At 63.8% G+C, this 13,621-nt stretch carries 13 protein-coding genes; 2 read left to right on the top strand and 11 right to left on the bottom strand.

Translation table 11 applies throughout. The features are described from left to right. Positions 1-46: 46 nt before the first annotated feature. The 4 genes from E4487_RS13690 to E4487_RS13705 all read right to left on the bottom strand — a co-directional run bounded on the left by E4487_RS13690 (position 47) and on the right by E4487_RS13705 (position 3,685). Positions 47-1,492, bottom strand: coding sequence for a PLP-dependent aminotransferase family protein (locus E4487_RS13690; protein ID WP_037054373.1), 1,446 nt, complete (start codon positions 1,490-1,492; stop codon positions 47-49). A gap of 187 nt (positions 1,493-1,679) precedes the next feature. Next, the gene (locus E4487_RS13695) at positions 1,680-2,492 is read right to left on the bottom strand and encodes an OmpA family protein (RefSeq protein ID WP_175253621.1); all 813 of its coding nucleotides are present in this window, start codon (positions 2,490-2,492) and stop codon (positions 1,680-1,682) included. After that, positions 2,492-2,842 (bottom strand): DUF4398 domain-containing protein, encoded by a 351-nt coding sequence (locus tag E4487_RS13700; RefSeq protein WP_175253622.1) that lies wholly within the window; start codon positions 2,840-2,842, stop codon positions 2,492-2,494. The genes E4487_RS13695 and E4487_RS13700 overlap by 1 nt, the downstream gene beginning before the upstream one ends. Before the next feature lie 9 nt (positions 2,843-2,851). Continuing rightward, positions 2,852-3,685 (bottom strand): ABC transporter substrate-binding protein, encoded by an 834-nt coding sequence (locus E4487_RS13705; protein WP_175253623.1) that lies wholly within the window; start codon positions 3,683-3,685, stop codon positions 2,852-2,854. Positions 3,686-3,798: 113 nt separating this feature from the next. Here E4487_RS13705 and E4487_RS13710 point away from each other — a divergent pair, with 113 nt between their 5' ends. Continuing rightward, on the top strand, positions 3,799-4,731 hold the full coding sequence (locus tag E4487_RS13710) for an alpha/beta fold hydrolase (protein ID WP_175253624.1): 933 nt from the start codon (positions 3,799-3,801) through the stop codon (positions 4,729-4,731). A gap of 57 nt (positions 4,732-4,788) precedes the next feature. Here E4487_RS13710 and E4487_RS13715 read toward each other — a convergent pair whose 3' ends face one another. Further along, positions 4,789-5,718, bottom strand: a complete 930-nt coding sequence (locus tag E4487_RS13715; protein ID WP_037054381.1) for an electron transfer flavoprotein subunit alpha/FixB family protein — start codon at positions 5,716-5,718, stop codon at positions 4,789-4,791. Then, on the bottom strand, positions 5,719-6,468 hold the full coding sequence (locus E4487_RS13720) for an electron transfer flavoprotein subunit beta/FixA family protein (protein ID WP_037054384.1): 750 nt from the start codon (positions 6,466-6,468) through the stop codon (positions 5,719-5,721). 323 nt (positions 6,469-6,791) lie between these two features. On the opposite strand from E4487_RS13720, the gene E4487_RS13725 reads away from it, so the two are divergent. Continuing rightward, on the top strand, positions 6,792-8,456 hold the full coding sequence (locus tag E4487_RS13725; protein ID WP_175253625.1) for an electron transfer flavoprotein-ubiquinone oxidoreductase: 1,665 nt from the start codon (positions 6,792-6,794) through the stop codon (positions 8,454-8,456). 126 nt (positions 8,457-8,582) lie between these two features. Here the strand turns inward: E4487_RS13725 and E4487_RS13730 are convergent, their stop codons facing one another. The 5 genes from E4487_RS13730 to E4487_RS13750 all read right to left on the bottom strand — a co-directional run bounded on the left by E4487_RS13730 (position 8,583) and on the right by E4487_RS13750 (position 13,621). Beyond that, positions 8,583-9,359: an SDR family oxidoreductase gene (locus tag E4487_RS13730; RefSeq protein ID WP_037054389.1), complete on the bottom strand. Its 777-nt coding sequence runs from the start codon at positions 9,357-9,359 to the stop codon at positions 8,583-8,585. 2 nt (positions 9,360-9,361) lie between these two features. Then, a complete protein-coding gene (locus tag E4487_RS13735; RefSeq protein WP_037054391.1) occupies positions 9,362-10,573 on the bottom strand; it encodes an O-succinylhomoserine sulfhydrylase in 1,212 nt (403 codons plus the stop codon). Between the two features lie 111 nt (positions 10,574-10,684). Next, positions 10,685-12,193 carry an amidophosphoribosyltransferase gene (purF, locus tag E4487_RS13740; protein ID WP_037054392.1) on the bottom strand — a complete coding sequence of 503 codons (1,509 nt, stop codon included), beginning with the start codon at positions 12,191-12,193 and terminating at the stop codon, positions 10,685-10,687. 75 nt (positions 12,194-12,268) lie between these two features. Continuing rightward, positions 12,269-12,790, bottom strand: a complete 522-nt coding sequence (locus E4487_RS13745) for a CvpA family protein (RefSeq protein WP_037054393.1) — start codon at positions 12,788-12,790, stop codon at positions 12,269-12,271. 225 nt (positions 12,791-13,015) lie between these two features. Then, positions 13,016-13,621, bottom strand: coding sequence for an SPOR domain-containing protein (locus tag E4487_RS13750; RefSeq protein ID WP_134677815.1), 606 nt, complete (start codon positions 13,619-13,621; stop codon positions 13,016-13,018).

Here is a 13,621-nt window from a genome sequence, read left to right on the forward strand (position 1 = left end):
GTAGACGCAGCCCCCTCCCCGGACGGGTTAACGCCCGCCGATATTTTCACGATTCCCAGACGCCGCCGGCTTCCTGGCACAACTGCGTGGCCAGCATGCCCAGCGTCATCAACGCCCGCTCCGCCTCGCGATTCCACGGGATGCCGCAGTTGAGGCGCACGCAATGGTTGAACTGCTCGGTGTTGCTGAAGATCAGCCCCGGCGCGATCGAGATGCCCTGCTGCAGCGCCCGCACATGCAGGTCCTTGGTGTTGACCCGCGCCGGCAGGCTGACCCAGAGAATGAAACCGCCCTTGGGCCGGGTCATCTGCGTCCCTGCGGGGAAATACTGCTGCACCGCTAGCTGGAAGGCGCTGAGGTTCTTGCGGTACTCCTGGCGGATATGCCGCAGGTGGCGGTCATATCCGCCGTTCTCCAGGTAAGCCGCCACCGCCATCTGCGTGACGCTGCAGGCCGAGTGCGTGGTAAAGGTCTGCAGGCGCTGAATCTCGTCCTGATACTTGCCGGCGACGATCCAGCCGATGCGCACCCCCGGCGACAGCGTCTTGGAGAAGCTCGAGCAGTAGATCACCCGGCTCTCGCGGTCGTGCGACTTGAGCGCCTTGGTCGGCCCCTGCTCGAACATCAGCTCGCCGTAGATGTCGTCCTCGACGATCTGGAAATCGTAGTCCCCGGCCAGGCGCAACAGCTGGCGCTGACGCTCCTCGGGTATGGTGCCACCCAGCGGATTGGACAGCCGTGCGGTCAGCACCAGCGCCTTGATCGGCCACTGGTTGGCCGCCAGCTGCAAGGCCTCGAGACTGATGCCGGTAGTCGGGTCACAGGGAATCTCGATGACCTTGAGCCCGAGCAAGTCGGCCAGCTGCAACAAGCCATAGTAGGTCGGCGACTCGACGGCGATCAGGTCTCCCGGCTTGGTCAGCACGCGCAGGCTCATCTGCAGGGCGTCCACGCAACCATGGGTGATCACCACCTCCGACGGATCGACCACCACACCCGCATCACGCATGCGGATCGCCACCTGGCGGCGCAGCGGCTCGAAGCCGGGGCTGAACATGTAGCTGAACGCGCGTGGACTGTGAAAGCGGGTGACCTTGGCCAGTTGCTGGTGCAGCGCCCGAACCGGCAGGTAATCGACGTGCGGCACCGCAGCGCCGAGCGGGAACACCCCCTCGCGCCGCGACTCGGTCAGCACCTGGTTGATGATGCTGGCACGGGTGACCAGCCCAGGGCGCTCCACCTTGGCGATATCCGGCGTCGGCGCCGTCAGCGCGGGCGTCTGGTGCACGTAGAAGCCTGACTGGGGCCGCGCCCGGATCAGCCCCTGGTCCTCGAGGTTGGCATAGGCCTGCAGCACAGTGGCGTGGCTGACATTGAGCTGTGCGCTCATCTTGCGCACGGACGGCACCCGCTCCCCCGGCTGATAGACGCCACGACGGATGTCCTCGGCCAACTGCTGGGCGATGCGCTGATAGAGCAACAGATTGGTCATGGATCATCCTCCGGGTCACTGAACCGTAACAGTAACCGATTGCTACACAATTGTACCGGCACAGATTAGAACAGTTTCCTTCATACAGCACCCACTGGGTATCTGTGTCTCGCCAGCAGCGCCAGAGGCCCGGATGACAGGCAACAAAAAACCCCGGCCAGTGCCGGGGTTCTGGGTAACGCCTGGGTCAGCGCTCGGCGCCGAGCCTGCCGCGCTCGTCGGAGAAGACGATCTCCACCCGGCGATTCTGCGCCCGCCCGCGCGCCGAGGCATTCTCGGCCACGGGGAAGTCGACACCATAGCCCGCGACCTGGATGCGCTTGGCGTCGATACCGAGGTCGACGAGCAGATCGGCCACCGCCTGCGCACGTGCGCGGGACAGCGCCAGGTTCTCCGCCGTATCGCCGGTGTTGTCGGTATAGCCTTCGATGCGTACACGCCGCTGCGGGTTGATCTGCAGGAACTGCACGAGCTTGAGCACCGTGCGGTTGGCCGCAGGCTGCAGATCCGCACGGCCGGCATCGAACAGCATGTCGCCGAGCGTCATCACCAGGCCACGCTCGGTCTCGCTGGTGGCCAGGCTGACCATCTGCTCCTCCAGCCAGCCATTGTGCTGCTGCACACTCAGCAGCTTGGCTTCACGCAGGGTTAGCTGCAGGCGCTGACGCTCCAGCTCGAGCTTGGCCGCGCGCTCCTGATTGAGGTTGATGTCGCTGTGCTGCCGGGCGATCTCGGCATAGCGCTGGCTGAGGTAGGCGTAGTGACGCACGTCCGCCGCGCTGCCCCAGTAACTCGACAGACGCTCGGCACGTGCCAGCGACTCACCGGCGCGGATCACGTCCTTGGGTGCTGCCCGCAGGACACCGGGGTCTTCCTTGACGGACTGGAAGCTCACGCGCGCCCGCTCCAGCGTCTCTTCGTTCGCCGCCTGGTTCAACGCACAGCCACTCAGCAGCGCTGCCCCCAGCAACAGACCACCCAGATTGCCGAAAGCCCTCATCACATGGCCCCCAGCTGCTGGCGCAGTCGATTGATACGCTGATTGATTTCCAGCAACTGCTCATGCCCCTTGGCATTGATATGTTCGGCTTCGGCCAGGCGTGCATCCAGCTCGGCCTGCTCGGCCAGCAGACGCGCGGCCTTGTTCTCGCCGTCCTGCATCGCGGCCTGGGCCTGGGCGAACTTTTCTTCGGCCAGGCGCAAGGAGGCCGATTGCTCACCGTCCACGCCCAATGTCCGGGCCTGGGTCAGCGCCTGTTCGGTCAGGCGCAGTTGCTCGACGGGAGCAGGATCGCTGGCGCAGGCGGTCAGGCCCAGCACCATGAGCAAGGGAAAGGTTCGTTTGATCACGCAAGTTTCCTACTGAGTAACGTCGCCAACCGGGTCGGGCTGCATCTGCTGCGCCTTCCACAACTCCATGTTGTGTTGCAGGAACTGCTCGGGCAGCCCGGCGGCGACCAATTCTGTCATCTTCCGCGCCAGCTGTCCGCGCAACCACGGCTCGTTGCAGGCCGAGTTGTGCGACAGGGTGAGGTACAGGCCCTCACTGGAGATCGGTGGGTCCAGCACCTCGAGGTCATCGTCCACGCCCAGGGTCTCGGCCAGCGCCAGCCCGGGATAACGCTCGTAGAGCACATAATCGGTGCGCCCGAGCAGCAGCTTCTGAAACGCCTGGGTCAGGCTGGAAACACCTTCCAGGGTCAGGTTTTCCTTGGCGAAGCTATCGAACTGCTGGCCGAAGCTGTTGCCCACCAAAGTATCGCCGGTATGCCCCTGCAGGTCGATCCAGCTGCCATAGGCGAACCCTTCGTCCTTGCGCACCCAGACCACGCTGGGCGTGAAGAAGAACGCCGGATGCACGTAATCCATGTTCTCCAGACGCGGCAGCGTGATGAATGCGCCGGCGAGCAGGTCGACACGCCCGGTGCGCACCTCGTCCTGCGCCCGCGACCAGGGGCCGGTGTAGATCACGTCGACCACCACGCCCAGTTCCTTGGCCAGGTGCTTGAGCAGGTCGGCATTGGCCCCGATCAACTGCTGCGGGTTCTGCGGGTCGCGCCACAGGTAAGGGGGGTATTCCGGGTTACCGGTCGCCACCAGGCGCTCGCACTTGCCCGCAGCCAGGCCGGTAAGCGGCATCAGGACCAAGGCGCACCACAGCAACAGCGACTTAAACGGATAACGCTTAGGCATCGGCTACTCTCGGTTCATGCGTTGATCGGCAGGATGACGAAGCATCCCGGAAACCTTCAGTGTTCATGCTAGCTTAATGGCGCCGCCATAATAATTCGCGATAAGGACGCGCCATGAAAAAACTGCTGCTCTTGCTACTGGTGCTGCTGTCAGCCAGCGCTGCCATCCTCTACGCCTTCCCCTCGACCCAGCTGGCGGGGTTGCGCCTGATCGAGCAGTATCGCGCCGGGCTCAGCCATGAACGACTGCGTGTCGGCGATCTTAACATCCATTACTACCGGGGAGGACCGGACACGGCCGAAACCCTGGTATTGATCCATGGCTTCGCTGCGGACAAGGACAACTGGCTGCGCTTCTCCCGCGACCTGACCCACGACTATCAGGTGATCGCGCTGGACCTGCCAGGCTTCGGCGACAGCGACCATCCCGCCGGCAGCTATGACGTCGGCACCCAGGCCGAGCGCCTGGCCGGCATTCTCGACGCGCTGGGAATCGAGCGCGCCCATGTCCTGGGCAACTCCATGGGCGGACATATTGCCGCTCTCTACGCCGCACGCTATCCGCAGCGTGTCAGCTCGCTGGCGCTGTTCGACAACGCCGGGGTCGAAGCGCCGCACAAGAGCGAACTGTTCCAGCTGCTGGAGCGCGGCGCCGACAACCCGCTGGTGGTGCGCAGCCAGGAGGACTTCCAGCGCCTGCTGCAATTCGTCTTCGTCGAGCCCCCGTACCTGCCGGAGTCGCTCAAGCAGTACATGGCCGAACAGAGCATGGCCAACGCGGGCCACTACGACCAGGTGTTCCAGCAACTGGTCGAACGCTACATTCCCCTCGAGCCGGAACTGCCCAAGATCGAGGCCCCGACCCTGCTGCTCTGGGGCAAGCAGGATCGCGTGCTGGACGTGTCGAGCATCGACGTCATGCAACCCCTGTTGCACAGGTCCAGCGTGGCGATCATGGACAACGTCGGCCACGCCCCGATGCTCGAACGCCCCGAGGAAAGCGCCCTGCTCTACCGGCGCTTCCTCGACAGCCTGCAGCAGCCTTGAAGCCAGGCAATAAAAAACCCGCTCATCAGAGCGGGTTTTTCGTAGCGGGAAAGCAGGTCAGACCAGCTTTTCCAGCTCCGGTACGGCTTCGAACAGGTCAGCGACCAGGCCGTAGTCAGCCACCTGGAAGATCGGCGCTTCTTCGTCCTTGTTGATCGCCACGATCACCTTGGAGTCCTTCATGCCGGCCAGGTGCTGGATCGCGCCGGAGATACCGACGGCGATGTACAGCTGCGGCGCGACGATCTTGCCGGTCTGACCGACCTGCATGTCGTTCGGCACGAAGCCGGCGTCGACAGCGGCGCGCGAAGCACCGACGGCAGCGCCCAGCTTGTCGGCCAGGGCGTACAGGTGCTTGAAGTTGTCGCCATTGCCCATGCCGCGGCCGCCGGATACGACGATCTTGGCAGCGGTCAGTTCCGGACGGTCGGACTTGGCCAGCTCTTCGCCGACGAAGGCGGACTTGCCGGCATCGGCCGGGCCGGATACCGCTTCAACGGCAGCGGAACCACCTTCGGCGGCAGCGGCGTCGAAACCGGTGGAACGCACGGTGATCACCTTGATGGCAGCCGAGGACTGCACGGTAGCGATGGCGTTACCGGCGTAGATCGGACGCTTGAAGGTGTCGGCGCTCTCGACCGCGATGATCTCGGAGATCTGGTCGACATCCAGCGCAGCGGCGACGCGCGGCAGGATGTTCTTGCCGTTGCTGGTAGCGGCAGCCAGGATGTGGCTGTAGCCCTTGCCCAGCTCGGCAACCAGCGGCGCGACGTTTTCCGGCAGCTGGTTGGCATAGGCGGCGTTGTCGGCCAGCAGAACCTTGGACACGCCAGCGACTTTGGCAGCGGCTTCGGCAGCGGCGCCAGCATTGGCACCGGCTACCAGCACGTGAATGTCGCCACCGATCTTCTGCGCAGCAGCGACGGTGTTCAGGGTAGCGGCAGCCAGGGCGGCATTGGTGTGTTCAGCGATAACCAGGATAGTCATTTAGATTACCTTCGCCTCGTTCTTCAGTTTCTCGACCAGTTCAGCCACGGACTTGACCTTGATGCCGGCGCTGCGAGCGGCCGGTGCTTCGACTTTCAGGGTCTTGACGGTGGAGGCAGTAGAAACGCCCAGCGCGTCCGGAGTCAGGGTCTCCAGCGGCTTCTTCTTGGCCTTCATAATGTTCGGCAGCGACGCATAACGCGGCTCGTTCAGACGCAGGTCGGTGGTGACGATCGCCGGCAGGTTCAGCGCAACGGTCTGCAGACCGCCATCGATCTCACGGGTCACGTTGACCTTGTCGCCAGCCACTTCGACCTTGGAGGCGAAGGTGCCCTGGCCGAAGCCAGTCAGCGCACCGAGCATCTGGCCGGTCTGGTTGTTGTCGCTGTCGATGGCCTGCTTGCCCATGATCACCAGCTGCGGCTGCTCCTTGTCGACCACAGCCTTGAGCAGCTTGGCCACGGCCAGGGAGTTCAGCTCGTCATTGGACTCGACCAGGACGGCGCGGTCGGCGCCGAGAGCCAGCGCGGTGCGCAGTTGCTCCTGGGCAGTGGCCGGGCCGATGGTGACGACGACGATTTCGCTCGCCACGCCCTTCTCCTTCAGGCGCACGGCTTCTTCCACGGCGATCTCGCAGAAGGGGTTCATGGACATCTTGACGTTGGCGAGGTCGACGCCGCTGTTGTCCGCCTTGACGCGAACCTTGACGTTGTAGTCAACCACTCGTTTGACAGCTACAAGAACCTTCATGGATTCCTCGTTACTCTCCGGTGAATAAGAATCTCGCCAAGGCGAGCCTGGTCAGCGATACAAATTGGCAGGAGCCAACCTTTTAGCCCAGACGGCGAGCGCAAAACCGCCCGTATCTTGACCCCGCGGCCTGGCTCGGTCAATACAGCGAACCGGCCGGTCATCCGCGATGTAGTAGGATTCTAACAGGCCTACAGAAAATTCAAACAAACGTTTGTATTGGCCCGCTGGAAGGGTGTAGATATAATGGCCGCGCCGCACTCAGGGATCGAGCTGCGCCCTCCAACATAAAACATCGAAGAGCCTTGAGTAGGAGATAGCCTGTGGAACGCGAATTTATGGAATTCGACGTCGTCATCGTCGGCGCCGGCCCGTCCGGCCTGTCAGCCGCCTGCCGACTGAAGCAGAAAGCCGCTGAAGCGGGCCAGGAGATCAGCGTCTGCGTGGTCGAGAAAGGCTCCGAAGTCGGTGCGCACATCCTCTCCGGTGCCGTATTCGAGCCACGCGCCCTGAACGAGCTGTTCCCTGACTGGAAAGAGCTGGGCGCCCCGCTGAACACCCCGGTCAAGCGCGATGACATCTATCTGCTGCGCGATGCCGACAAGGCTACCCGAATTCCTGACTTCTTTGTGCCAAAAACCATGCACAACGAAGGCAACTACATCATTTCCCTGGGCAACCTGTGCCGCTGGCTGGCGCAACAGGCCGAGAACCTCGGCGTCGAGATCTATCCCGGCTTCGCCGCCCAGGAAGCGCTGATCGACGAGAACGGCGTGGTACGTGGCATCGTCACCGGCGACCTGGGTGTGGACCGCGAAGGCAATCCCAAGGAAGGCTACTACACCCCCGGCATGGAGCTGCGCGCCAAGTACACCCTGTTCGCCGAAGGCTGCCGTGGCCACATCGGCAAGCAGCTGATCAAGAAGTACAACCTGGACAGCGAAGCCGACGCCCAGCACTACGGCATTGGCATCAAGGAAATCTGGGACATCGATCCGGCCAAGCACGAGCAAGGCCTGGTGGTGCATACCGCAGGCTGGCCGATGGACATCATGGGCACCGAAAACACCGGTGGCTCCTTCCTCTATCACCTGGAAAACAACCAGGTGGTGGTCGGCCTGATCATCGACCTGTCCTACGCCAACCCGCACCTGTCCCCGTTCGACGAATTCCAGCGCTACAAGCACCATCCGGTGATCGCCAAGTACCTGGAAGGCGGCAAGCGCGTCGCCTACGGCGCCCGTGCCATCTGCAAGGGCGGCATCAACTCGCTGCCGAAGATGGTCTTCCCCGGCGGCGCGCTGATCGGCTGCGACCTCGGCACCCTGAACTTCGCCAAGATCAAGGGCAGCCACACGGCGATGAAGTCCGGCATGCTCGCCGCCGACGCGATCGCCGAAGCACTGGCCGCTGGCCGCGAGGGTGGCGACGAGCTGAACAACTATGTCGACGGTTTCAAGGCCAGCTGGCTGTACGACGAGCTGTTCCGCAGCCGCAACTTCGGCGCCGCCATCCACAAGTACGGCACCATCATCGGCGGCGGCATCAACTGGCTGGACCAGAACATCTTCGGCGGCAACGCGCCCTTCACGCTGCACGACAACAAGCCGGACTACGCCTGCCTGAAGCCGGCCGCCGAATGCGCGAAGATCGCCTACCCGAAACCGGACGGCAAGCTGAGCTTCGACAAGCTGAGCTCGGTGTTCCTCTCCAACACCAACCATGAAGAAGAACAGCCCTGCCACCTCAAGCTGGCCGACGCGAGCATCCCGCTGGCGAAGAATCTGCCACTGTACGACGAACCGGCGCAGCGTTACTGCCCGGCTGGCGTATACGAGGTGGTGACTCAGGAAGACGGCGAGAAGAAGTTCCAGATCAACGCGCAGAACTGCGTGCACTGCAAGACCTGCGACATCAAGGACCCGGCCCAGAACATCACCTGGGTGGCGCCGGAAGGCACTGGCGGCCCGAATTACCCCAACATGTAATTCGCCTCGGCATGAAAAAGGCTCCCTCGGGAGCCTTTTTCATTGCGCCATGCTGACGCGGGAGGGGGCTTTAGCCGCGAAGGCGACGTTGCGAACTCGCCGCCAAAGCGCCTGCCACAGACCCGCTCAGTCCTGGTAGATCATCTTGCGGCTCATGCCGCCATCGATGACGAACTCCTGGCCGGTGATGAAGCCCGCCGCATCCGAGAGCAGCCAGGCGACCTGCGCCGCGACATCCTCGACCGTCCCGACCCGCCCGACCGGATGCTGGGCATGATCGAACACCGACAACGGTTCCAGGCGCTGCTGTGACGGATCACGCGCATCGATCCAGCCAGGGCTGACGCAATTGACCCGGACGTCCGGGCCGAGACTGATGGCCAGCGCATGGGTCAGCGCCAGCAGACCACCCTTGCTCGCTGCATAGGCCTCGCAATCGGCTTCGGACTGGCTGGCCCGGGTCGAGGCGATGTTGACGATGGCACCGCGATGCCCGCGCAGATAAGGCGCGCAATGCTTGGCCAGCAGCATCGGCCCGGTCAGGTTCACCGCCAGCATGCGATTCCAGCGCTTCAGATCGAGCGACTCCAGCGCCGGCGTGTGCGGCTCGGCGATAGCGGCACTGCACACCAGGGCATCGAGGCGACCGAACTGCCCCAGCACCTCGGCAACACCGAGGCTCACCTGATCTTCCTTGGCCACGTCCATGGCCACGAACCAGGCGTTGTCACCCAGCGCACGCGCGACCCTGGAACCCCGCTCCCGATCGATATCGGCGAGCACCACCTGCCAGCCCTCGGTGATCAGCCAGGCGCTGATACCCAGGCCAATGCCACGCGCAGCACCAGTGACCAGCGCGACACGCCCGTTGTTGGGCGTATCGTCGTTACCCCACTCCAGCATGCTCAGAGTGCAGCCAGGCCGCGTGCAAGATCAGCTTTCAGGTCCTGCAGCTCTTCCAGGCCCACGGCAAGGCGGATCAGGCTGTCGCGGATACCGGCATTGGCGCGCTCCTGCGGCGTCAGGCGCCCATGGGACGTGGTCGCCGGGTGAGCGATGGTGGTCTTGGTGTCGCCCAGGTTGGTGGTGATGGACACCACCCGCGTGGCGTCGATCACCTTCCAGGCCGCGTCGCGACCGCCCTTGACCTCGAAGCTGACCACCGCACCGAAGGCGCTCTGCTGCCGCTTCGCCAGTTCATGCTGCGGATGGCTGGGCAGGCCGGCGTAGTAGACGCGCTCGACCTGCGGTTGCTGCTCCAGCCACAGCGCCAGCTGCAGGGCGCTCTCGCTCTGCGCGCGCATGCGGATGCGCAGGGTTTCCAGGCCCTTGATGAACAGCCAGGCATTGAACGGGCTCAGGGTCGGGCCGGCGGTGCGCAGGAAACCCACCACTTCCTTCATCTGCTCGCTGCGCCCGGCCACCACACCACCCATGCCACGGCCCTGGCCGTCGATGTACTTGGTCGCCGAGTGCATGACGATATCGGCGCCCAGCTTCAGCGGCTGCTGCAGAGCCGGCGTGCAGAAGCAGTTGTCCACCGCCAGCAGGGCACCGTGCGCATGAGCGATTTCGGCCAGCGCCGCGATATCCACCAGCTCGGCCAGCGGGTTGGACGGCGACTCGACGAACAGCAGTTTGGTAGTGGGCTTGAACGCCGCCTGCCAGGCGTCCAGGTCGGCCAGCGGCACGTAGTCCACCTCGACACCGAAACGCTTGAGGTACTTCTCGAACAGGCTGATGGTGGAGCCGAACACGCTGCGCGATACCAGCACGTGGTCGCCGCCGCTGCACAGGCTCATGACGATGGCGAGGATCGCCGACATGCCCGACGCCGTCGCGACCGCCTGCTCGGCGCCCTCCAGCGCGGCAATGCGCTCCTCGAAGGTGCGCACGGTGGGGTTGGTGTAGCGCGAGTACACGTTGCCCGGCACTTCGCCGGCGAAACGCGCAGCCGCATCGGCGGCCGTGCGGAACACGTAACTGGAGGTGAGGAACAGCGCCTCGCCGTGCTCGCCCTCTGGCGAGCGGCGCTGACCGGCACGCACCGCCAGGGTGTCGAAGCCTGCGTCGTCGAGATCGCTATCGAGTCGCCCAGCATCCCATTCCAGTGTCATCTTTCTACCTCACGAATAAGTAGCCCGGATGCAATCCGGGAACTTCAGTGTGACATTCCCCCGGATTGCATCCGGGCTACGACCGAGGGCAGGCATCCCCTGCCCCGTGCTTCAGTTGTTGTGCAGATCGATGATCGCACTGACAGCCTGCGACTTGGCCTTGCTGGCATCGTTGCGCGCCTGCTCGATGCGATTCAGGTAGGCCTCGTCGACATCGCCGGTCACGTACTTGCCATCGAATACCGCGCAGTCGAAGTTGTCGATCTTGATCTTCTTGCTGCCGCTGACCGCCTCGATCAGGTCCTGCAGGTCCTGGTAGACCAGCCAGTCGGCGCCGATCAGCTCGCCCACCTGCTCGGTGGTGCGACCATGGGCGATCAGCTCATGGGCGCTGGGCATGTCGATACCGTAGACGTTCGGATAACGCACGGCCGGTGCGGCGGAGCAGAAGTAGACGTTCTTCGCCCCGGCTTCGCGCGCCATCTGGATGATCTGCTTGCAGGTGGTGCCACGCACGATGGAGTCGTCCACCAGCATCACGTTCTTGCCCCGGAACTCCAGCTCGATGGCATTGAGCTTCTGCCGTACGGATTTCTTGCGCGCCGCCTGGCCGGGCATGATGAAGGTACGGCCGATGTAGCGGTTCTTGACGAAGCCCTCGCGGAACTTGACGCCCAGGTGGTTGGCCAGCTCCACCGCGGCAGTACGGCTGGTGTCCGGGATCGGGATGACCACGTCGATGTCGTGCTGCGGACGCTCGCGCAGGATCTTCTCGGCCAGCTTCTCGCCCATGCGCAGACGCGCCTTGTACACCGAGATGCCGTCCATGATCGAATCCGGACGCGCCAGGTAGACATGTTCGAAGATGCACGGCGCATAGCTCGGGTTCTTCGCGCACTGGCGGGTGAACAGACGGCCATCTTCGGTGATGTAGACCGCCTCGCCCGGAGCCAGATCACGGATCAGGGTGAAACCGAGCACGTCCAGCGCGACGCTTTCCGAGGCGATCATGTACTCGACGCCTTCGTCGGTGTGACGCTGACCGAAGACGATCGGACGAATGCCATTGGGGTCGCGGAAGCCGACGATGCCGTAGCCGGTGATCATCGCCACCACCGCGTAACCGCCGACGCAACGCTCGTGCACGTGGGTGACCGCAGCGAACACGTCTTCCTCGGTCGGCTGCAGCTTGCCACGCTGCGCCAGCTCATGAGCGAAGACGTTGAGCAGTACCTCCGAATCGGAGTTGGTGTTCACGTGACGCAGGTCGGACTCGTAGATTTCCTTGGCCAGCTGCTCGACGTTGGTCAGGTTGCCGTTGTGCGCCAGGGTGATGCCGTACGGCGAGTTGACGTAGAACGGCTGCGCCTCGGCCGAGCTGGAGCTGCCAGCGGTCGGGTAGCGCACGTGACCGATGCCCATGTCGCCCACCAGGCGCTGCATGTGGCGCTGCTGGAACACATCACGCACCAGGCCGTTGTCCTTGCGCAGGAACAGGCGACCATCATGGCTGGTCACGATGCCGGCAGCGTCCTGGCCGCGATGCTGAAGGACGGTAAGCGCGTCATACAGCGCCTGATTGACGTTCGACTTGCCGACGATACCGACGATGCCACACATGTGCCACGACCCCTGCTAGATAGTTCAGGCTAATTCAGCGACCAGCGCAGCGGTTGCTCCGCACTGGCCACTCTTTTAAAGCAGATCGGCTGGGTGAGCCGCTCCACCGGAAAACCACTGACCGGACCACCCCAGAATGAGGTTCTTCGACCAGTCGGCGACCATCAGAAAATGCGGCACCAGCTGTGACTGCTGCCACCATTCGTCCTGCTCCACCGGCGCCAGGCTGACCAGCCCCACCAGCAGCACCACCAGCAGGCCACCCCGTGCGGCGCCGAATACCATGCCGAGAAAACGGTCGGTACCGGACAGGCCAGTCACGCGAATCAGCTCACCGATGAGAAAGTTGACCAGAGCGCCGACCAGCAAGGTGGCGATGAAGAGAATGGCACAGGCCGCTATCACCCGTGCAGAAGGCGTATCGATAAATTCGACGAGATGCTGGGCCAGCGCGCCACCGAACATCCAGGCGACGATGCCCGCGATGATCCAGGTCAGCAGCGACAGGGCTTCCTTGACGAAGCCGCGCTTCAGGCTGATCAAACTCGATATGGCGATGACGGCGATGATCGCCCAATCGACCCAGGTGAATACCACGGTGCGGCCTACCAGCGGAAAAGGCGGAACATTTTACCAGAGCCCGGCGCATCGGGTAACCGGGCGATGAAAAGTCCCGCCTTCCAGGCCATGTGAAAACGTCGCGAGCGAAGGTCAGGCAAGGCAAAAACGACGTCGCGTTCGGCTTCACGGGCTGCAAACGCGCATTGCGAGGCGTCCCTTGACGCAGCATGGCCAAGCGCAGGAGTTTTCACACAGTCAGCTTCAACCGGCCTCTGGCTGAAAACGCACGACGAAACCGCTGAGCTTGTGCTGGCGATTGAGCTGGTCACGCAGGCGCTCGGCCTCGGCACGCTCGATCAGCGGACCGACGAAGACCCGATTCATCCCCTCGAAGGTGCGGATGTACGCGTTGTAGCCCTGGCTGCGCAGGGTCTTCTGCAAGGTTTCCGCACCGCTGCGGCTGGAGAGACTGGCCAGTTGCACCGACCAGCTGATCGGCAGGCTGTTGGCATCCAGGCGAGCGTCCGGCTTGGCCGGCGCCGTGGTCGCCACTGGCGCGGGCTTGCTCGGCTCCGGCTTGCTCGGCTCGACGACAGGCTTCGGCTGCTCCTGCACCTCGACCACCTGCGGCGCCTCGTCCTCGACCGGAATGGGTTCCTGCGGCAACACCTCGGGCTCGACCACCTCGGCCGGCTGCACGATGATCTCGGCAGTCGCCGGCGCTTGCGGCATGTCCGGAGCGTCGACCACGACGCGGCGCATCTCGTCCTCGCGCGACAGCAGCATCGGCAGGAAAATCACCGCCAGTGCCACCAGCACCAGAGCACCGACCATGCGCTGCTTGAGCCCCTTGTCCAGCATTGCCAT

The sequence above is a fragment of the Pseudomonas sp. BMW13 genome (assembly GCF_013357275.1).
GTDB lineage: Bacteria > Pseudomonadota > Gammaproteobacteria > Pseudomonadales > Pseudomonadaceae > Aquipseudomonas > Aquipseudomonas khazarica.